Origin of the sequence: Thermogladius sp., assembly GCF_049970955.1 — an archaeon.
Lineage (GTDB): Archaea > Thermoproteota > Thermoprotei_A > Sulfolobales > Desulfurococcaceae > Thermogladius.
Genome location: NZ_JBMFLY010000008.1, coordinates 1 through 18,149 on the forward strand (window position 1 = coordinate 1; position 18,149 = coordinate 18,149).

Below are 18,149 nucleotides of genomic sequence, written 5' to 3' on the forward strand. Positions count from 1 at the left end.
GACTGACCAGGACGCCGGAACTTCTACGAGCTGGTTAAGTAATCGATCGACTGGTCTAGGTCGTCGCCCTCTATAGTTATCGTAATTGGGCCTAGGGGGGACTCCTTCGGGGTGTCTATTAGTGATATCCTGCCAACATACGCTGCTTGTTTGTGTAGCATGAGGCTTGTCGTATTCCCCCTCCTGTTCTTGACGAGGTAGCTCCTCAGAGCAGGCTCTATCCCCTCAGCCCTCGCCCTGTCCCGCAGAGCACGCAGGGATTCGATGCTGTCCGAAACCCCTCTCACTATGAACCAGCCCTCTCTTACCTCTAGAACCACTAAATCCCCCGCGAAGAAGTTCTGAACCGCCTTCTTGACCTTCTCTACGCTTTCAGTCGGACGTACTTCGGCCTCCACTGTTACCCTTGGCATCCGAGACCACCTTGCTTAGTATCTTCTTAGCCTCCTTATACGCCTCCTCGAAACTCCCCTCGTTGACTATGAGGTAGTCGGCTAGGGCTATAACCGAGCCGATCCCGAAGCTCAGCTCAAGGGAGTCCCTGGCGTTAAACTCCTCTATACTCTTGGGGTCCCCTGGCCTGTTTCTTTTAAGGAGTCTCTTAAACCTGGTTTTCGGGGAGGCGTGTACGGCTACTATCACCGTATCACCTACTCTTCTGAAGGCCTCAACCTCGACCAGGCTTCTAACACCGTCTACGACTACGACCTCGCTCTTCCTCGGGAGTCTCTCTATGGTCTTGAGCGCGATGTAGTCGTCTCCGTGCTCTCTTCTGAGCTCCGAAGAAGTCTTCAGCATGAGTTCGGGGGTGATAACCCCGTACCTTCTCAAGGTCTCTTCTCTAACAATGTCGCCCATGCTGACAACCGGCAGGCCCATCTCCTCTGCCGCTTTCACAACTATACTCTTCCCTGCTCCAGGCATTCCGGTCAAGAGTACCAGTATCATCTCAGACCACGTGGTAAAAGCCTATTAATCGAATATATCAAACCTTGTATTTATCTAGAGTTACACGGCGAAGGTGTCGCTGACGTGCCGTTACACAGGATATTCATAGCTGTCGACATAAGCGATAAGCAGGTGCTCGCTAACCTAGTGAAGTACATTAGAGAGATCGTGTCAACAGGGGCTGACGTCAAACCCGTCGAGGAGGAGAACTTGCACATCACGATAAGGTTTATAGGTGAAGTGGACGACCAGGTCGTATCTCGTGTATGCGACATCGTGAAAAGCCTAAGGCACCAGGTTTTCCCTGTACATGTTAGCGGTGTAGGCGCCTTCCCCTCGGTTGATAGACCTAGGGTCGTATGGGCCGGGGTATCAGAGGGCACGAGCGAGCTAGCCAAAATACACGACTTCTACGAGGAGAAGCTAAGAAAGCTAGGTATTCAGCCGGACAGGGAGGAGTACATCCCCCACGTAACTCTCGCGAGGGTTAAGAGTAATAGAGGTATAAGTGAGCTCGTCAGGCTGATAAAGGCCTCTACCGGTGTCGACTTCGGGAGTTTCACAGCGGACAGGGTCGTGTTAAAGGAGAGCTTCCTCACACCAAGGGGGCCGATATATAAAGACGTGTGCGAGGTCGAGCTGCTGAAGTGACAGACCTCGAGACTCTGCTGAAGAGCGTATTGGACGAGATCACCCCGACGCCCGACGAGAGAGAGAAGATCAGAAGAGTTTACGAGGTCATCAAGAACAGGTTAGAAGAGCACCTAAGAAGGAACAACGTCTCGGCCGAGGTCACCCTCCAGGGTAGCGTGGCGCACGACACCTGGCTCAGGGGGGATCGAGACATCGACGTCTTCGTCTTGTACCCCGAGGACTGGTCTGTCGCGGACGTGAAGACCAAGGGCTTCGAACTAATCAAGGAGGCTGTAAGAGACGTCGGCAGGGTCGAGATAAGGTACGCCGAGCACCCCTATATTAGATTATTCGTGGATGACGTCGAGGCAGACATAGTCCCGGCCTACAAGTTGAGTTCCCCGTCTCGAATAAGGACGGCCGTGGATAGGACACCCTTCCACACGGAGTTTGTGAACTCCCATCTAAAGGGCGGTTTAAACAACGACGTGAGGCTACTCAAGAAATTTATGAAGGGTATCGGCTCGTACGGGGCCGAGATAAAGACGAAGGGGTTTTCAGGTTACGCTGTGGAGCTACTAGTGATAGCCTATGGGGGTTTCCTAAACGTACTGCGCGCGGCATCCGAGTGGAGGCCTCCGGTATATGTGAACACGCTGGGCGAGGAGGGGTTGTTCAGGAGAGCCGTGGAGATACTCACGAAGAAGTACCCTGACAGCGTTATCTACATGCCAGACCCCGTGGACCACGGAAGGAACGTCACCGCGGCCGTGAGCTTCGAGAAGCTGGCGAGGTTCATACTGGCTTCGAAGTGCTTCCTGAGACGCCCGAGTAAGACCTTCTTCGAAAACCGTGTAGAGTACGACGTCGAGGCTCTCGAGAGGTCGCTGGGCAGTAGGTGTATCGTTGTAGTCGAGGTCGAGTCTGAAAAACCGCTTCCACCCGAGGTTGTATGGGGCGAAGTCGACAGGGTTAGAGACCGCTGTGTAAAACTACTGTCTGGGCACGACTTCGTAGTCTACCACTCGTCGGCCTGGACGGACGACTCCAGGAAAGGGGTCATAGTGGTAGAGCTCGACGAGTGCGTTAAACCTGCGTATAAGTTGTACGAGGGACCGCCCTTCTCCGAGCTCGACAGAGTTTCAGACTTTATCTCGAAGCACATTGGTAAGTCCGTTAAGTTGTGGTTGGATAGGGATGGCAGGCTGATGTCGATTTCCAAAAGACCTGTTCTACGGGCTGTCGAACTACTAGAGAGTAAACAGCGCGAATACCTTGTATCACCCCACTTCAAGTCTAGCAGGCCCGTCATCTACGAGCTCACACTTACTAAGCTCAGGGAGATAACCTCCAAGTACGGTGAAGAGTTCCTGCGGGCAACGCTGGGGAAGGTCGAGTCTTGGCTTCTCGAGTGCATGAGTTAGATAAGCAGGACACTTACGTCTCTAGAGTACTGTGCTTCCCTAAACCGAGTTGCGCCGAGCTAAGCTCTCGCGTCTCGAGACTGGTGAGGGCGGGCTTTCTAGGCGTAGTCGAAGAGGGCACACCCTTCCAGGGGATCAGGATATTGGGAAAAGGTTACACCTCAGTAGTTGTACTAGCACTACACGCTGTACACGGACTGGGCGCTCTAAAGGTAAGGAGGCTGGATAGCCGCAGGGCAAGTCTCGCCACAGAAGGGGAGCTCCTCTCCTATGCGAGCTCGCTCGGAGTCGCGCCACGAGTGTACTACTACGATGACGACTACGTTTTCATGGAGTACCTCGACTCGAGCAGATGCGCCCCCTTCGAAGAGGACCTGGCTAGGCTGATCGCGAGAGGGGACGTCGAGGGGGTAAGGAGAGCATTGTCGAGAGTGATCGACGCTCTATTCCTCCTCGACAAGCACGGCTTATATCATAGAGAGCTAAACAGGCCTGGCTCGCACATTATGGTGTGCGATAGTGGCGTGAAGGTACTGGACTGGGAGTCCGCGAGCCGTAGCGGTAAGCCCTCTAATCTAACACAGCTCGTCTCGTACCTCCTCTACAGGTTCAAGTACTCCGACCAGCTCAAGAGGGCGCTCGACATAAAAGAGGAGGCTGTGCTGGAGAAGCTCAGGGCGTACAAGAACTCTGTGAACGAAGAAAACCTGATTAACGTCAAGCGCTGCCTTGGGCTGGTACAGCTATAGTACTGGCAGAGACACTTGTAGGTATTCTGGCCAGCTTGAGGCTGTAGAGCCTAGGCCTGATCGTGATGTCCTTCACTGTGGGAATCCTCAGCTCGTTGTGGCAGTGGGGGCATACGCCGCCGTAAAGGTTGTAGACCTCCTGAGGAGTGGGGATACCGTAGTAGTCCTGCCCCACATATTTGAACTCGAAAATGACCTCACCACAGTGGCTGCACACGTACTTGATTGGCATCAGAATACACCGAAGTATAATAAGCGGGTAATACCGCGGTATAAGGAGTAGGTACATATTAATTTACTCTCGTGTTTAAACCATTCCCGTGGCTATCCATGAAGTAGTATTCGAGTTTTTAAATAAGCTGTGTAATGTAGTAAAAGCCGTCTCCTTTAAATCCCGAAGCAGTAAGGCGAAACTAATTTAGAGCTGACGAGTTGAACGGCTAGAGTATAAGGGTCATGTAGTCTCTTGCCACGACCAACTTCTTGAAGAACCTGTACGCGTCAACAAAAATCGCGGTCTCGTCCTTGTACCTAGAGCTAAGGTGTGTGAGCACTAGCAACCCTACATCGGCCTCTCTAGCGGCTAAAGCAGCGTCCCTTGCTGTAGAGTGCCCTTGCTTCAGTGCCTCCTCCGAGTACTCGCTCGCGAATGTAGCCTCGTGTATTAGGATGCTTGCGTTCTTCGAGTACTCCACTATGCTGGGGCAAGGCCTGGTATCGCCTGTGTAGCTCACAGTCTTGTCCCCGACTCTGACCAAGTAGCCGTGGGCTTCTACGGTGTGGCACACCGGGTATGGGGTTACCTCGAGGTCGTCCTCCTTGTACACTTCTCCTGTTTTGCCAACCACGATGTTGATCTTGAAGCCCACTTTCTCCAACATATTCTCGAGGACTCCACTAATCAGGTGTGCTACCTGCTCTGGTGCCACCACGTTTAGCTCGCTATCCCTCCCCAGCAGGTTCATTGACTGTATTAAGCCGAAGAGGCCGAGGTAGTGGTCTCCGTGACCGTGCGTTATGAAGACGGTCTTGACCTTGAGTGGGCTGAGCCCTGCTTTGAAAAGCCTGTGTTGGCAGCCCTCACCTGCGTCTAGCAGGTAGATCGACGAGTTTACTTTGAGGGCTACGCAGGGTAGACCCCTATTGATGGGTATGGCCGCCCCCGTGCCGAGGAAAACAATCCTACTGTTCAAACCGGTACGACCACGTATATTACTCGGGCTAGACTACTGTGAACGTACATATAGTGTTTACTCTTTATTAAACCACCTACACGCGTGACTATGTCGTCTACTTCGAGCTCGGCCTCCGCTGGGACCATGAACACGACCCTCCCCCACTTAACCACACTCTCGAGAGACCTGGATAGGAAGTTCTCGAGGAGCTCCCGTAGTTCAACCCCCCTAGTGCTAGCCCCTCTACCGTAGGGCGGGTCGGTGACAACGGCGTCGATGTTCGCGAAGGAGGCGCGAGTCCCGTCCGACAAAACGGGTATAGAAGGGTTCTTGTTGTGCCTCAGGTTCCTCGCGAGGCCGTTTATAATACTCCAGTCTATGTCCAACCCTATTCCGACCACCCCGATCGAGCGCGCCTCCAGGATTATCGTCCCTGTTCCGGCGAAGGGGTCGAGTAGGACCCCGCCCTCTTTGACCGCTGAGAGGTTTATTAGAGTTCTCGCGAGTGACGGAGTGATGGCGAAACTCCTGTCGAAGACCTTTGTATAGAGCGGTCTGCGTTTAGCCCTGAATAGCGTCCTACCCACTACGACAACCCCGCCCGAGAAAATGAGCCTTAGAGAGGGACCCCGACGGTACTTGGTTGTTAGCCCGGTTTTCTCCTCTAACACCCCCTCTAGCCTCTTCAGCTCCTCGTCCTCCAAGTAACCGTGGAGCTGTGTTACGTGGATCCACTCGAAGCCCTTCGCTAGGTCCCTCAGCTTACTGGCTAGTAAATTCACGTCCTCCCAGCCGGATAGAGGTTCGAAGTCGTATACTTGGCCGACCTCCCGAACATTGCTGGCTCTCTCAGCAACCTTTGCCCACGCATTCTCATTCGAGTGTCTCACCACGCATATCAGCGGCCAGCAGAAGACGCTGTGTCCACCGTCGTAGAGTTCCAGGAGAGTCTTGAGCTCGCTTTCAGAGACGTCCTCGTTCTCGCCCGACAAGATGTAGTAGAGAGTACTCATCTCTCTAAACAAACCTCTCTCAGGAGGCCGCTAATTCTCTCCACAACGCTTACGTAAAGGATGCTCGGGCTGTTGTGAGTGACTCCCAAAGTGTCTGCGAGTATTATTTTAGAGAACCCGGCCTCTTCTATTTTCCTCATGGCTCCCCCGACCAGCAGGCCGTGCGTGGCTGCCACGACGATCCTGCGGGCTCCTTGCGAGCGCAGGAACTTAGCGGCCTCCGCCAACGTCCCGCCGGTACTTATTATGTCGTCTACGATCACCACGTCTCTCCCCGCCACGCTCACGCTCTTCGGCTTCACGGTGACTTCACCGGTCACTCTGTCTCTCTCTTTTATCAAGTAGTCGAACTCTAGGTTCAGCTTGCTGGCAGCAAAACCGGCTCTCTCCAAGGCCCCCTTGTCCGGGGCCATGACAATGGGGTCGTTGACGTACTTCAAAGCCTGGGCTACTAGCATGTCGGATACGAGTATATTGGTCCAAGGCCTATTCTCGAGAACGCTTGGGTTGTGTACATCGACTACCAGACCCCGTTTTATTGTTCTCGTTAACACCTCTAGGACTACTTCCGCTGAAACGGGCTCTCCTTGGAGAAACACCTTGTCTTGCCTCATGTACGGGAGATATGGTGCGACGAGAACAACGTTTTTCCCGCCCGCCTTGTGAACCGCGTTTAATAGCAGGAGTGTCTCGACTAGAGCTGTGTCCTGGTTCGGGTACATAGTGTTTGCTACTGCGACGCAGGTTGAGCCGAGGTCGGGCGGCACGTCTCTGAGCCTCACGTAAAGCTCTCCGTCGGGGAAGACTTTCTTCTCGACTTCGACCACTTCTGCCCCGAGGCGCTTAGCCAGCTCCATCGACTGCCTTGTGAAGTTGGATCCCGGTACGATCAGCAAAGAGGTCTCACCAAGAGAGGAATAGAGCACGGGAATAATAAATCGTAACCACACGTTTATGAGACTCTCTAATCAATACACATTGAAGGGTGTTTAGGTGTATTTGCTTGAGAGACCTGGTGTAAGAGAGGCGATGTTTTACCAGCGCCTCGATGGAGGGCGTGTCAAGTGTAATCTTTGCCACAAGAGGTGCGTGATAGTACCCGGGGCGTACGGGGCCTGCGGCGTCAGGTATAACAAGGACGGTGTTCTGTACACGCTAGTCTACGGTCTACTGACAGCCGCCAACCCTGATCCAATAGAGAAGAAGCCCCTAATGCATTTCAACCCTGGCGCCTGTGTTTTCTCTATATCGACTGTCGGTTGCAACTTCTACTGCAGGTTTTGTCAGAACTGGGTTTTGAGCCAGTCTAGGAGAGAGAGGCTATACGGGGAGCCGTTCGAACCTGAGGAGGTCGTAGAGAGGGCTCTACAGCTGGGCTGTCAGGGGATAAGCTACACATACAACGAGCCGACCGTGTTCTACGAGTTCATGTACGATACTGCTAAACTGGCGAAGAAGCACGGGCTGTTCAACACGATGGTAACGAACGGGTACATGACCGAAGAGGCCGTTAGGGAGATCGGGCCTTACATGGACGCTGCTACTGTGGACTTCAAGGCTGGTGGCAACGTCGAGTTCTACAGGAAGTTCATGGGTGTGTGGGACCCTTCCCCTATATACTCCACAATCCTCGAGATGAAGAGGCAAGGCTGGTGGATCGAGATCACGAACCTGGTGGTACCGGTCTACGGGGACCGAGAAGAGGACGTAGTAAAGTTGAGCAAGTGGATAGTAGAAAACCTCGGCGACGAGACGCCGTTCCACCTCTTGAGGTTCCACCCAGACTACCTCATGACTGACGTGCCCCCTACGCCTACCAAGACGTTAGAGAAGCTGGCGAAACTGGCCAAAGAGCAGGGCTTGAAGCACGTGTATATAGGCAACGTGTGGGGGCACCCCCTAGAGAACACGTATTGTCCTAGGTGTGGCACCCTTGTTGTCGAAAGAGAGGGGTTCTTCATCACCAAGTGGAGCTTAAAAGAAGACTTTACCTGCCCCAAGTGCGGGTACAAGCTGAACTTCAAAGGGAAGTACTGGGGCAGTGCTGGTAGGAGGCTCTTCTACATCTAATGCAGGTGTAGCTCATGCCATATTACATCGTGGTGCTGGGCACAGCAGGCAGTGGCAAGACGACCTTGTCTGGGAGTCTACGCGAGTACCTGGAAGACCACAGCCTAGATGCGGCGATCGTGAACCTCGATCCGGCCGTGGAAAAACTACCCTATGACCCGGACGTAGACGTGAGGGACTACGTCGACGCGCGTGAGGTCATGGAGAAGTACGGGCTCGGGCCTAATGGAGCTCTCATAGCCTCGATGGATATGCTGGCTCTGAAAATAAACGACCTAAAAGAGGAAATCGAGGGGCTCCGCCCAAACTACTTCATAATAGACACCCCGGGTCAGATGGAGGTGTTCGCGTTTAGGGAGACGGGGCCGATAATACTCAACTCGATAATAGGTGATAACAGGAGAGCCTCCTTGTTCCTAATCGACGGTCTCCAGGCCGTAAACCCAAACAACCTGTTGTCGTCGCTCCTCTTATCGGCCTCTGTCCACGCCAGGTTGGCATACCCGCAGATAAACGTAGTTACGAAGACGGACTTGATACCCGGCGACGAGCTGGATAAGATAGGCGAGTACCTCGAAGACCCCTACAGTCTGGCCGAGGCGCTCAATTCGCCGGGTTACCTCATATGGAGTAAAGACGAGATAGAGTTACTGCTCGAGAAGCTCATGCTCTTCGATGTCGTGAAAGTCTCGAACGTGTCGGGAGAAGGTCTCGACGAGCTCTATGCAGCCCTACAGCGGGTACTGGCGGGCGGCGAGGACTACTACACAGAGGAGCCCAACCCCGTTCTCTGACTCGTGATTAGTAGACAAAACTTATTTTACCTCGCCCGAATTACGTGATAGTGGTGCTCTCGGTGCTCGATTTCTTCTTCAACCCCTCGAGCGTAGCGGTTGTGGGGGCGACCCCTAAGGAGGGTAAGGTAGGCAGGGTAATACTAGAGAACTTCAAGAACAAGTTCAAGGGCAAGATATACCCGGTTAACCCGCACTACCAGGAGATCCTCGGGCTAAAGGCCTACGCGAGCGTACAGGAGATACCGGGGCGAGTGGACTTAGTAGTGATAGCCACCCCCGCTAGGACAGTCCCTGGGGTACTGGAAGACGCGGGCGTCAAAGGCGTGAAGGGCGCTATAATAATAAGCGGGGGGTTCAGGGAGACCGGTACTCAAGAGGGTGCCATGCTCGAGGACGAGGTAAAGCGGATCGCCGCTAAACACGGTATTAGGGTGATAGGGCCCAACTGTATAGGGGTGCTAGACAACTGGAGCGGCGTCGACACCTTCTTCCTTCCAGAAGACAAAATGAGGAGGCCACCCAGGGGTTACGTGAGTGTGATAAGCCAGAGCGGTGCTTTCGCGTCGGCGTTGCTTGACTGGATGGCGCACCACGGCTACGGCGTCTCGAAGGCCATAAGCTTCGGGAACAAGATCGACGTAGACGAGGTCGAGCTGCTGAACTACCTAGCGGAGGACCCCACCACCAACGTTATTTTCCTCTACTTAGAGGGCGTCAGAGAAGGGCGGGGAAGAGACTTCATCGACACCGCGAGGAAGGTTTCAAGGATTAAGCCCGTCGTCGTCTACAAGGCGGGTAAGACCAAGAGAGGGGGTATCGCCGCAGCCAGCCACACGGCAGCCTTAGCCGGCGACTACAATCTTTACGTAACGGTCTTCAAGCAGAGCAGGCTACTAGAGGCTGTCAGCTTCGACGAGATTATGGACCTCGTCAAGGTCCTGTCCACGCAGCCGTTGATGAAGGGTAGGAGGGTCTACATCGTGACAGACGCAGGTGGTGTAGGAGTGATGTTAACAGACGCCATCGAGCTCAACGGCCTCGAGGTACCGCAGACGCCACCCGACCTCAAAGAGAGACTGAGGAGTGTTCTCCCGCCTCACTGCATAGTCGAGAACCCGATAGACTTGACAGGTGATACAGACGACCAGAGGTTCATTACCGTGTTGAACGAGCTGCTGCCGAGAAACGACGTGGACGCGGTCGTCGTAGTAGCTCTACCCCAGATCCCGGGCCTGAGAGGCGAGCTCTTCGAATACCTTGTGAAGGCCAAGGTGTACGGCAAACCTCTGCTTGTAGTCCTAATAGGAGGAGAGCTCGCGCTGAAGTACAAGAAGTTCCTCGAGGAGAACGGCATACCGGTGTTCGAGTCCCCCGAGAGGCTTGCGAGGGCTTTGAGTGCTTTATATACTTACTCGCGAATTAGAATGCAAGGTGGCGTGTCTTGAACGCCGGCAGTATCGTCGAGGCGGCGCTGAGAGAGGGGAGGTCTAAGCTACTCGAGCACGAGGCAATGAGGTTAATGGAGCTGTACGGCATCAAAGTTGCCGACTACGGCTTCGCGGAGAGCGGCCGTGAGGCCAGGGAGGTCGCAGACAAGATTGGTTACCCGGTCGTTGTAAAGGTCGTCTCGCCCGATATTAGCCACAAGACAGACGTTGGCGGTGTTGTACTAGGCTTGAAGAGCGGCGAGGAAGTCGAGCGTGCTTGCGAGGCTATAACGAAAAACGTCAGGGAGAGGCAACCGGGGGCTAGGCTGACAGGCTTCCTCGTGCAGAAAATGATGCCGCCAGGCGTAGAGGTGATTATTGGTGCTACACGCGACCAGGTGTTCGGCCCAGTCATTATGTTCGGGCTCGGCGGTATATTCGTGGAAGTTCTAAAAGACGTCACCTTCAGAGTGGCTCCCGTCAGTTACCAGGACGCTATCGAGATGCTAGGGGAGATCAAGGCGAGTAGAATACTCGAAGGGTACAGGTCGCAACCCCCCGTGGACAAGGATGCTATTGCCGGCATGATCGTATCGCTCTCTAAATTGATGGAGGATAATCCTTATATTGTCTCGGTTGATTTAAATCCTGTGATAGCCTATAGCCGTGGGGCGGTTGTTGTCGACGCTAGAGTCATAGTCAGTAGAGCTGGTGTGGTGAATCGTTGAGTGGCCGAGAACGGCTTTAACGGGGATCAGTCTCTTACGGCAATAGGGGACGAGATCTCCAAGACTAGGGCTTTGATATCTCAGCTTAAAGAGCAGAGAGCCGGGCTAATAGCAGAGCTGAAAACTCTGAGGTCCCAGCGTAGAGGGCTGATCGAGAGCATCAAAAAACTAAAGGAGGAGTACAAGGGTCTGAAGGAGAAGTACAAGGGGCTGGTGGAGGAGAGGAGGAGACTAATCGGGGAGCTGAAGTCGAAGAAGGAGGAGTACTCTTCTCTTATAGAGCTAGCTAGAAGCAAGAAGATCGAGGTAGAGAACCTGAACAAGGAGGTCAGGATACCTATAAGCGCTATCGTCGACGAGATAAACAGGCTCGAGTGGAGTCTGCAGACGAGAGTTCTATCACTCGAGCAGGAAAACGAGATCATCAATAGGATAAAACGCTACGAGAGGCTACTCGAGAAGGCGCGTAGGGCTGTGAACGAGAGGAACCAGTACCTGGAACTGAGAGCGTACATAACATCACTGCGTGTACAAATAAACGACCTGAGGAACAAAATAGGCGTGTTGACGGAGGAGGTTGGGAAAGCTAAAGAGAGTCTCACGAAGATGAGGCAAGAGTTGGCCGAAAAGATGAAAGCTGTTAACGACCTAACGAACACGATAAACGAGAAGCAGAAGAGGCTAGACGAAATTAACGGCGAAATCGAGAAGTACAGGTCTAAACTAGGGGAGTTAAGGGAGCTATATAACAAGAAGCTAGAAGAGCTGAGAAGAGCGAAGACCTCTAAGATAATCGAGGAGAAGAAGAGGCAAGTCGAAGAGAAGTTGAAGTCGGGTGTTAAGAAGCTCACGTTCGAGGATCTTAAGTTGCTCTACTCGAACCCCGACGAGTTGAGCGAAGAGTCGTGATCACCTCCCAAACCTTCTCTCGCGGGCCTGGTAGCTCCTTATTGCTCTCCAGAAGTCTATTTTCCTGAATTCAGGCCAGTAAGCATCGCAGAAGTAGAGCTCGCTGTAGGCGGCCTGCCACAACAAGAAGTTGCTTATCCTCACTTCCCCGCTCGTCCTTATAATCAAGTCAGGGTCTGGGATATCGCTGGTCATCAAGTATTTCGAGAAAGTCTCCTCGTTTATTTCGTCTAGGCTAATCTTCCCCGCCTCGTAGTCTTTAATAATCTTCTTAACGGCCTCGACTATCTCGTGTCTACCGCCGTAACATACGGCGATCATCAAAGTCCTGTCCTTGTACGAGCTACTCCTCTCCTCGAGCTTCCTGATCTCGTCGACAAGGTCCGGTGGGAGCATGTCTAGATCTCCGATCACCTTGACTCTGATCCTCTTCTTATCGATCTCGCCCGACTCCAGCATCTCTCTAATCCCCCTCCTGAGCAGGGAGAGCAGGTGATAGAACTCCTCGCGGCTCCTGAACCTGCAGTTCTCGCTACTCATAGCATAGATCGTTACGTACCTAACACCGAGCTCCCAGATCCAGTTCAAGACCTCCTTAATCCTCTCGTAGCCGGTCTCATGCCCTGTTAAGGGGTCTAGACCGCGCTCTTTGGCCCACCTACGGTTGCCGTCAGGGATTATGCCTATGTGCGTAGGGAACGGGCCGTCTTTGATCTGGAGCCACAGCCACCTCTCGTAGATGTCTTCAAGAACTCTTTTCTCGAAGAAGCTTAGTACCCTGAAAGCTAGTCTCTCGAGCATTCTCTGAGAAGAGGCGAGTAATTTCCGCATGTCTCTGCTTCCCTGAACTTTGCCAGGTTTTATACATAGGTTCACAACTTAAAGAAGTTTATAAGGCGGCTTCTAACTCTAGAAAGTGGAAGGTGCTGTTAATGTCGTACTACCAAGGTAACGACTTCAAAAAGATAACAGGGGGTAAGAAGGGACGACACAGGGACAAGAGGAAATACGAGTTAGGAGGCCCACCCATCAACACAACCCTGGCAGAAGAGGAGGAGAGGAAGATCGTTAGGACGATGGGTGGGAACATCAAGGTGAAGCTGAAGAAAGCAGCCTACGTCAATGTTTACCTACCAGAAGAGAAGCGTGTAAAGAAAGTCAAGATCCTAGACGTCGTGGACGTCCCGTCCAACCCCCAGTTGGCGAGGTCTAAGATAATCGTTAAAGGTGCGATCGTTAAGACTGAGGTAGGTCTGGTCAAAATCGTTTCGAGGCCAGGGCAAGACGGAGTTTTGAACGGGGTCTTAGTAAAGTAGAGTACACGGTGTCGTAGTGAGTAGGGAGTACGAGAAAAGAAAGGTCGTCATATACCCTCACTACATCGATTGTTCGAGTACACGCAGGATGGGGAGGAGAGTCTCGAAGTCGATCTGCGTCCCGAACCCCACGTTAGAGGAGATCGAGAAAGCAGCCCGGCGCCTAGGGTTTGAGGTGGAGGTCGAGGCAGACAAGAAGTACCCTCGAATGTGGAGGAAGGCTGGTAGAGTCGTTGTGAACAAAGTTTTTAACAAGACAAGGCTTCTCAAGCTATTATCCATGGAGTTGAAGAAGATGAGGGGCTAGGGGCTTTCAACATCCCAGCACCCGAGTACGCTTAAACCAGCCCCCCATAAGGGAGGCCTACTCGAAATTCGGGTTGTAACTGCGAAACCCGCCTCTCCAAACGATTATGTCGTATTACGTGGGTGTATCTCATATATGGTGTATTACGTCCTTATTCCAACACCCGATTGAGAGAAACAATACTACAAAAAATAGTCGCGTCGTAGGTATTATAGGGTCCCGGGTTAAATACTGTGTCAACAGGGTATTACCACAGGAGGTTTAGTCAGGGTTTGAGGCGCTTGGGTTTCGTAGAAGTCGTGGGTAAGAACGGGATCCTGGTGGTAAGACCATCTGTGAACGTCCGGGAGGATCTCATAGGCAGCCTGGTTTACGACTCCAATCTTCGGAGGCTCGGAAAAATAGTCGACATAATAGGGAGAGTCGACGACCCTAGGATAATTGTTAAACTAGAGTCTAGGGACCTGGCCTCTACAATACGCGACTACAACGTATACTACGAGCCAGCTAAGAGAAAGGGCGCTAGGAAGCAAGGGGGCGAGACCCAGTGATGAAGATCGAGACGGCTGTTCTGAGATGTCCTGTGTGCGGCAATCAAAACATAGTCTTCGACTACTCTGAGAACGCATATGTTTGTCCTGTTTGCGGAACAGTCCTAGATGATAAACCTATTGACTACGGTATTGAGACTCTGATAAAGGACGAGGACACACCTAGAGTAAGCGGCTCCTTCACGAACAGGGTCCACGACCGAGGTATCGGGGGGACAGAGATAGCCGGTAAAATTGTCAACCACGTGAAAGAGGGTAGGGGCTGGGTCGCGAGACAGAAAGACGTCAGGGTCAGTAAGAGCGAGAGGATCGTCGAAAAGGCGCTCAAGCACCTCAACGACCTAGTCAAGCTGGTAAAGCCGCCCACCGCGGTCGCCGAGACTGCGGGCGAAATTCTCAGAGAGGCGGTCACAGGCAAGAACTTTAAGGAGAAGACGCTCAAGCGGCTGGCCGCGGCCTCGCTGTACCTGTCTTACAAGATCCACGGCTACCCAAGACCGTTTAAGCAGTTCGCTGCCGAGCTCGGGCTCGAACCGCAGGAGGTGTGGAATGCTATTAAGATGGTTAGCGAGTCTGTCAAGAACCTAAACAAGAAACTGGCGAGGAACGAGCCCCAAACGATCATCTCCTACATAGTGAAGAGCTCTGGCCTACCCCCGGAGGTCGAGTTCGTCGCCAATAAAATCGTGGCAGAAGTCACGAGTACGGGGCTCGTGAGCGGTAAAGGGCTTTCAAGTCTCGCAGCCTCAGCCGTTTACGTGGCCGCCATCCTGACGGGGAATAGGAGGACTCAACTAGACATCGCAAGGACGGTAGGGTTGACCGATGTAGCGATCAGGAACTCCTATAGCGAGATAGTGAGAAACCTGGACATAGTGATCTCGATGTAGTTCCAGCGGTTTCGCGTTTTTCTCATGTCAAATTATAAGCCTCTAATGATAGAATAAAATATTGGCTCAACAGCGACTTCAGTGACAGGTCGAATTTTCATGTCGAAGGATTCAGTAAGCGAGAGAATAATCGGGTTCTTGCTCTCAAACGAGGGCAAGGATGTTCTGCAGAGCGAGTTGTGGAAAGAGCTCGGGTTGACCAGTAAGGAGTTGTCTAAGGCTTTGAAGAAGCTCGAGGAGGAAGGGGTCATTAAGAGAGAGCCCGTTACATACAAGGGTAAGAGGACTTACAGAATTACACTCGTAGCGGACACTTTAGCCAGGGTACAGAAGACAGGTCTCCAGGCTGGGCGTCTCGGGAGGCTCGTTGTAAGCAAGTTGGTTGACGAGGTGCTCGACATACCGTGCGTATCCTGCCCCTTCATCAACAGGTGCTATGAAGGCGGGTTCTACGACCCGGTGAACTGCCAGTTCATAAACGAGTGGGTCTTAAGAAGCAGGCAATCCAAAAGCACGCGTTGAGCCAGTCACGAGGAGCCAGCTCTACTCGTCTCCCGTATGGCGCTCGTCAAAACGTCTAGAGGAGCGTCGGTCTTCACACCCCTGTAGTCCAGGTGCGTCCTCGAGGCCTTGAAACCCATGCTCCTCAGCCTCTCGACGAGTGAGTCCATGTTCGGCATGTTGACTCCAACTCTCTTGCAGAGGAGATCCAGCCTTACGTACGGGACGTTCACCTCGACCTCGCTCTTCAATAAGTTAACGTACTTCAGCATGTCTCTGTTCTTTAGATAAGGTGTCTTCTCGAGGTTTTCGACTACTCGGTCAACAAACTCCTTGCTGCCCAGCGGGCACACCCATAGGGGGCCAATCACTATGGGCCTCCTACCCCCTCTGCAACTCGCAGCCGGCTCGCTGGTCTTCGAGAGCCCCCTCTCAAGGGTGTCTGGACAGTACCATATGTACCCTTTACACCTAGAGATCTCCTCGTACGGGTTCCTACGCTCGACCAGGTAGAAGACGCGGTAGTAGTGGGCCTTACTGAGGTACAGTAGGGGTGTGATAGCGTAGTTAAGGGCTGAGGCCCTCAAGGCTGTAACGTACGTCAAAACTCTTATCCCAAGCTCGTTCGCGAAGTCGACGTTGTGGCACTCTAGCCAGTACCTCTTGAGCGTCTTCTCCTTGTTAACGCAAGTCAGGGGTCCCTTGTCTGTGGCTGTGACGCCCAGCAGTGCCTTCTTCCCCAACGGCTTTAGAACGCTCTCGAGGAAGGGTATTGGCGAGCCGTAGGGGTCTACATCGGCGTAGTCAATGACTACACCCGTGAAGGTCAAGAGGTTGGCTAGAGCGTTGGCCTCCATATTAAACGCTGTGAGTCTGTCGTCCAGTTTGTTGAACTTGATGTTCTCGGTTATGTAGTCGTATGCCCGTGGGTCCACGTCGTTCAGTATCCCTACACCTCCCGCCTCAAGCGACAGTCTTATTCCTCTCACGCCAGTACCCGAGAGAAGGTCGAGAAAGAAGAACTCCCTACCACTAAAGTACGTCTTCGCGACGAGTACGGTTACATCCCTAGAGAACTTAGCCGAGGGGTTGTAAAATACGGGCATCCAGGACGGCTCTATCACTCCGTCCTCTCTCACGTACTCTGAGAGGTCGGGCACGTATACTTTTGCTAAGCCCTCTTCCACTACGATGGTTTTACTTAACAGCCTGCTAGTCATGACCTTACGGTCTCTTCCCCCTGACTTTCTCCAAGACTACTATGGGCAGTACACGGTTTAGCTCGTCCCTGTTCTCGAGGGTGACCGTTACCTTCTCGGACTTGTCAATAAACCTCAGTATGTCGGGGTCGGACAGCCTGTAATGAACTACGAGGATAGCCGGCTTACCCAGTTTGAGAGCACTGATGAGCAGGGGTTTAAAGCTCGGGAGCTTTAGCTCCATGGGGCCAACCTCGTCCACGCATATGACGTCGCTGTTCACTACAGCCTCCTTATTGAGGGCCATCTCGACGACCTTGTTTGCTTCTTCTACGAATACGCCGTAGGAACCGACCCGTACAGGGGCCGGGTTGTCTCTCCTGGCAAGCCAGGCCCACGACCTCGACTTCAAGTCGAGGATCTTGAACCCCACTCTCAGACCCGTGGAATCTCTCTCCTCGAAGGTTATGAATCCCGCGACGGCTAGTCCACTGCTCTTTAACGTCTCTACGATCTTGTTGAAAAGTGTGGACTTCCCCACTCCGGGCCTGCCCGTTATCACGAGGGTGTAGCCCATCCTCAGCTACTCACCGAGTATCTCTCTCAAAGCCTCCCCGATCCTTTCAATCCTCATCTCGTCGTGTATGAACAGCGGTGTAGATCTTGTAACTCTAGTTAGCTTCACAGCGTTATCTGCCTTGAGCTCGATTTCGCTTTTACTGAAGCCTGTCAACCTCACTATCGAGACCGTCTTTTCGTCCTTGACGATAGCAGCGTCTACAGGTGTCGTTGTGAAGGAGTAGAGCTTCGCATTCCTGACGTTCACGAGACTTAGTAACTCGTTTAGGAGCGGGCTCTCAGAACTGGTATCATACTGGTTGAACACACTCTCGTTGAGCAGGTCTATCTCCTCAAACACATCCTCGCCCAAGAGCTCGGCTATCTTAATAGCTGTCTGGATAGACGTCATCGAGCGCCTGGTCTCGTACTGGTACACCGCCTCTCGAGATATGTTGAGCCTATTGGCGACCTCGCTCCTTGAAAGGCCCAGCTCTAGCCTCCTCTTCGCAAACCCCTTGCTACTTATTCTGACCAGGTAGTTCCCTCTCACGTTGAGCACTATGGGCTTACTACTTTTCAACAGGTAGTCCCGGAGAAGGTTTTTGTTGACAACGTATATGTCGTTTCTAACGTAGACGACGTCGTCTTCCATCTTAGTCTTCCAGTACTTCTCCGACACTATTAGGACCGACGCTCTGTAGGTTGCTGAGAGCTTCTTTAGGTCCTCTATCTCCCTCTTACTCACCCTCGCTGAGTCGTAAACCACTTTCAGAATTACCTTCTTGTCTCCAGACCTACCAACAACGTCTACACTACGGCCCTCCTCGGGGTAGTCTATCTCCTCTACAATAAAGCCGGCGCGGCTGAGGGTTCCGAGCGTTTCCTCCGTAAGCTCTTCTAGTGCTCTGCTTTTCATCACCTACACCGGGCTAAAGCCCGATGGGTGCACCT

The 18,149-nt window shown here is 52.9% G+C and carries 23 protein-coding genes; 13 read left to right on the plus strand and 10 right to left on the minus strand.

The window, feature by feature from the left end; genetic code table 11:
* Positions 1–23 precede the first annotated feature (23 nt).
* Together ACP5VX_RS02335 and ACP5VX_RS02340 are read right to left on the minus strand one after the other, a co-directional pair.
* A complete protein-coding gene (locus ACP5VX_RS02335; protein WP_428724296.1) occupies positions 24–413 on the minus strand; it encodes an RNA-binding domain-containing protein in 390 nt (129 codons plus the stop codon).
* Entirely contained in the window at positions 373–948 is a 576-nt protein-coding gene (locus tag ACP5VX_RS02340; RefSeq protein WP_428724297.1) for an AAA family ATPase, read from the minus strand. The genes ACP5VX_RS02335 and ACP5VX_RS02340 overlap by 41 nt, the downstream gene beginning before the upstream one ends.
* 84 nt (positions 949–1,032) lie before the next feature.
* Between ACP5VX_RS02340 and thpR the strand changes: the two genes are divergently transcribed.
* From thpR to ACP5VX_RS02355, 3 genes are read left to right on the plus strand one after another with little or no spacing between them, the layout of a single operon-like run.
* Complete coding sequence (thpR, locus tag ACP5VX_RS02345) at positions 1,033–1,599, plus strand: RNA 2',3'-cyclic phosphodiesterase (protein ID WP_428724298.1); 567 nt, start codon at positions 1,033–1,035, stop codon at positions 1,597–1,599.
* The gene (gene cca, locus ACP5VX_RS02350; protein ID WP_428724299.1) at positions 1,596–3,005 is read left to right on the plus strand and encodes a CCA tRNA nucleotidyltransferase; all 1,410 of its coding nucleotides are present in this window, start codon (positions 1,596–1,598) and stop codon (positions 3,003–3,005) included. Before thpR ends, cca begins: the two co-directional genes overlap by 4 nt.
* Positions 2,993–3,754 carry a serine/threonine protein kinase gene (locus ACP5VX_RS02355; protein WP_428724300.1) on the plus strand — a complete coding sequence of 254 codons (762 nt, stop codon included), beginning with the start codon at positions 2,993–2,995 and terminating at the stop codon, positions 3,752–3,754. The genes cca and ACP5VX_RS02355 overlap by 13 nt, the downstream gene beginning before the upstream one ends.
* Here the strand turns inward: ACP5VX_RS02355 and ACP5VX_RS02360 are convergent.
* The 4 genes from ACP5VX_RS02360 to prs all read right to left on the minus strand — a co-directional run bounded on the left by ACP5VX_RS02360 (position 3,723) and on the right by prs (position 6,838).
* On the minus strand, positions 3,723–3,986 hold the full coding sequence (locus tag ACP5VX_RS02360; RefSeq protein ID WP_428724301.1) for a hypothetical protein: 264 nt from the start codon (positions 3,984–3,986) through the stop codon (positions 3,723–3,725). The two genes, ACP5VX_RS02355 and ACP5VX_RS02360, sit on opposite strands and share 32 nt — an antisense overlap.
* A gap of 208 nt (positions 3,987–4,194) precedes the next feature.
* On the minus strand, positions 4,195–4,947 hold the full coding sequence (locus tag ACP5VX_RS02365) for a ribonuclease Z (protein ID WP_428724302.1): 753 nt from the start codon (positions 4,945–4,947) through the stop codon (positions 4,195–4,197).
* On the minus strand, positions 4,944–5,942 hold the full coding sequence (locus ACP5VX_RS02370; protein WP_428724303.1) for a TRM11 family SAM-dependent methyltransferase: 999 nt from the start codon (positions 5,940–5,942) through the stop codon (positions 4,944–4,946). Before ACP5VX_RS02370 ends, ACP5VX_RS02365 begins: the two co-directional genes overlap by 4 nt.
* Positions 5,939–6,838: a ribose-phosphate diphosphokinase gene (gene prs, locus ACP5VX_RS02375; RefSeq protein ID WP_428724304.1), complete on the minus strand. Its 900-nt coding sequence runs from the start codon at positions 6,836–6,838 to the stop codon at positions 5,939–5,941. Before prs ends, ACP5VX_RS02370 begins: the two co-directional genes overlap by 4 nt.
* Before the next feature lie 133 nt (positions 6,839–6,971).
* Here prs and amrS point away from each other — a divergent pair, with 133 nt between their 5' ends.
* From amrS to ACP5VX_RS02400, 5 genes are all read left to right on the plus strand, one after another.
* Positions 6,972–8,012 carry an AmmeMemoRadiSam system radical SAM enzyme gene (gene amrS / locus ACP5VX_RS02380; protein WP_428724325.1) on the plus strand — a complete coding sequence of 347 codons (1,041 nt, stop codon included), beginning with the start codon at positions 6,972–6,974 and terminating at the stop codon, positions 8,010–8,012.
* A gap of 14 nt (positions 8,013–8,026) precedes the next feature.
* Entirely contained in the window at positions 8,027–8,806 is a 780-nt protein-coding gene (locus ACP5VX_RS02385; protein ID WP_428724305.1) for an ATP/GTP-binding protein, read from the plus strand.
* Positions 8,807–8,868: 62 nt separating this feature from the next.
* The gene (locus ACP5VX_RS02390; RefSeq protein ID WP_428724326.1) at positions 8,869–10,254 is read left to right on the plus strand and encodes an acetate--CoA ligase family protein; all 1,386 of its coding nucleotides are present in this window, start codon (positions 8,869–8,871) and stop codon (positions 10,252–10,254) included.
* Positions 10,251–10,964 (plus strand): acetate--CoA ligase family protein, encoded by a 714-nt coding sequence (locus ACP5VX_RS02395; protein WP_428724306.1) that lies wholly within the window; start codon positions 10,251–10,253, stop codon positions 10,962–10,964. Before ACP5VX_RS02390 ends, ACP5VX_RS02395 begins: the two co-directional genes overlap by 4 nt.
* On the plus strand, positions 10,965–11,873 hold the full coding sequence (locus tag ACP5VX_RS02400; RefSeq protein ID WP_428724307.1) for a coiled-coil protein: 909 nt from the start codon (positions 10,965–10,967) through the stop codon (positions 11,871–11,873).
* On the opposite strand, the gene uppS is transcribed toward ACP5VX_RS02400, so the two are convergent.
* On the minus strand, positions 11,874–12,674 hold the full coding sequence (gene uppS / locus ACP5VX_RS02405) for a polyprenyl diphosphate synthase (RefSeq protein ID WP_428724327.1): 801 nt from the start codon (positions 12,672–12,674) through the stop codon (positions 11,874–11,876).
* 131 nt (positions 12,675–12,805) lie between these two features.
* On the opposite strand from uppS, the gene ACP5VX_RS02410 reads away from it, so the two are divergent.
* From ACP5VX_RS02410 to ACP5VX_RS02430, 5 genes are all read left to right on the plus strand, one after another.
* Positions 12,806–13,189 (plus strand): 30S ribosomal protein S8e, encoded by a 384-nt coding sequence (locus ACP5VX_RS02410; RefSeq protein ID WP_428724308.1) that lies wholly within the window; start codon positions 12,806–12,808, stop codon positions 13,187–13,189.
* Between the two features lie 16 nt (positions 13,190–13,205).
* Positions 13,206–13,496: a signal recognition particle subunit SRP19/SEC65 family protein gene (locus tag ACP5VX_RS02415; protein WP_428724309.1), complete on the plus strand. Its 291-nt coding sequence runs from the start codon at positions 13,206–13,208 to the stop codon at positions 13,494–13,496.
* Between the two features lie 281 nt (positions 13,497–13,777).
* Positions 13,778–14,047 carry an H/ACA ribonucleoprotein complex subunit GAR1 gene (locus ACP5VX_RS02420; protein WP_428724310.1) on the plus strand — a complete coding sequence of 90 codons (270 nt, stop codon included), beginning with the start codon at positions 13,778–13,780 and terminating at the stop codon, positions 14,045–14,047.
* Entirely contained in the window at positions 14,047–14,937 is an 891-nt protein-coding gene (locus ACP5VX_RS02425; RefSeq protein WP_428724311.1) for a transcription initiation factor IIB, read from the plus strand. Before ACP5VX_RS02420 ends, ACP5VX_RS02425 begins: the two co-directional genes overlap by 1 nt.
* 99 nt (positions 14,938–15,036) lie before the next feature.
* Positions 15,037–15,459, plus strand: a complete 423-nt coding sequence (locus ACP5VX_RS02430; RefSeq protein ID WP_428724312.1) for a MarR family transcriptional regulator — start codon at positions 15,037–15,039, stop codon at positions 15,457–15,459.
* A gap of 5 nt (positions 15,460–15,464) precedes the next feature.
* On the opposite strand, the gene ACP5VX_RS02435 is transcribed toward ACP5VX_RS02430, so the two are convergent.
* From ACP5VX_RS02435 to ACP5VX_RS02445, 3 genes are read right to left on the minus strand one after another with little or no spacing between them, the layout of a single operon-like run.
* The gene (locus ACP5VX_RS02435) at positions 15,465–16,658 is read right to left on the minus strand and encodes a N2,N2-dimethylguanosine tRNA methyltransferase (protein ID WP_428724313.1); all 1,194 of its coding nucleotides are present in this window, start codon (positions 16,656–16,658) and stop codon (positions 15,465–15,467) included.
* Between the two features lie 4 nt (positions 16,659–16,662).
* Positions 16,663–17,214: a nucleoside-triphosphatase gene (locus ACP5VX_RS02440; protein WP_428724314.1), complete on the minus strand. Its 552-nt coding sequence runs from the start codon at positions 17,212–17,214 to the stop codon at positions 16,663–16,665.
* A 6-nt stretch (positions 17,215–17,220) separates the two neighbouring features.
* Positions 17,221–18,114, minus strand: a complete 894-nt coding sequence (locus ACP5VX_RS02445; RefSeq protein ID WP_428724315.1) for a transcriptional regulator — start codon at positions 18,112–18,114, stop codon at positions 17,221–17,223.
* Positions 18,115–18,149: the final 35 nt, after the last annotated feature.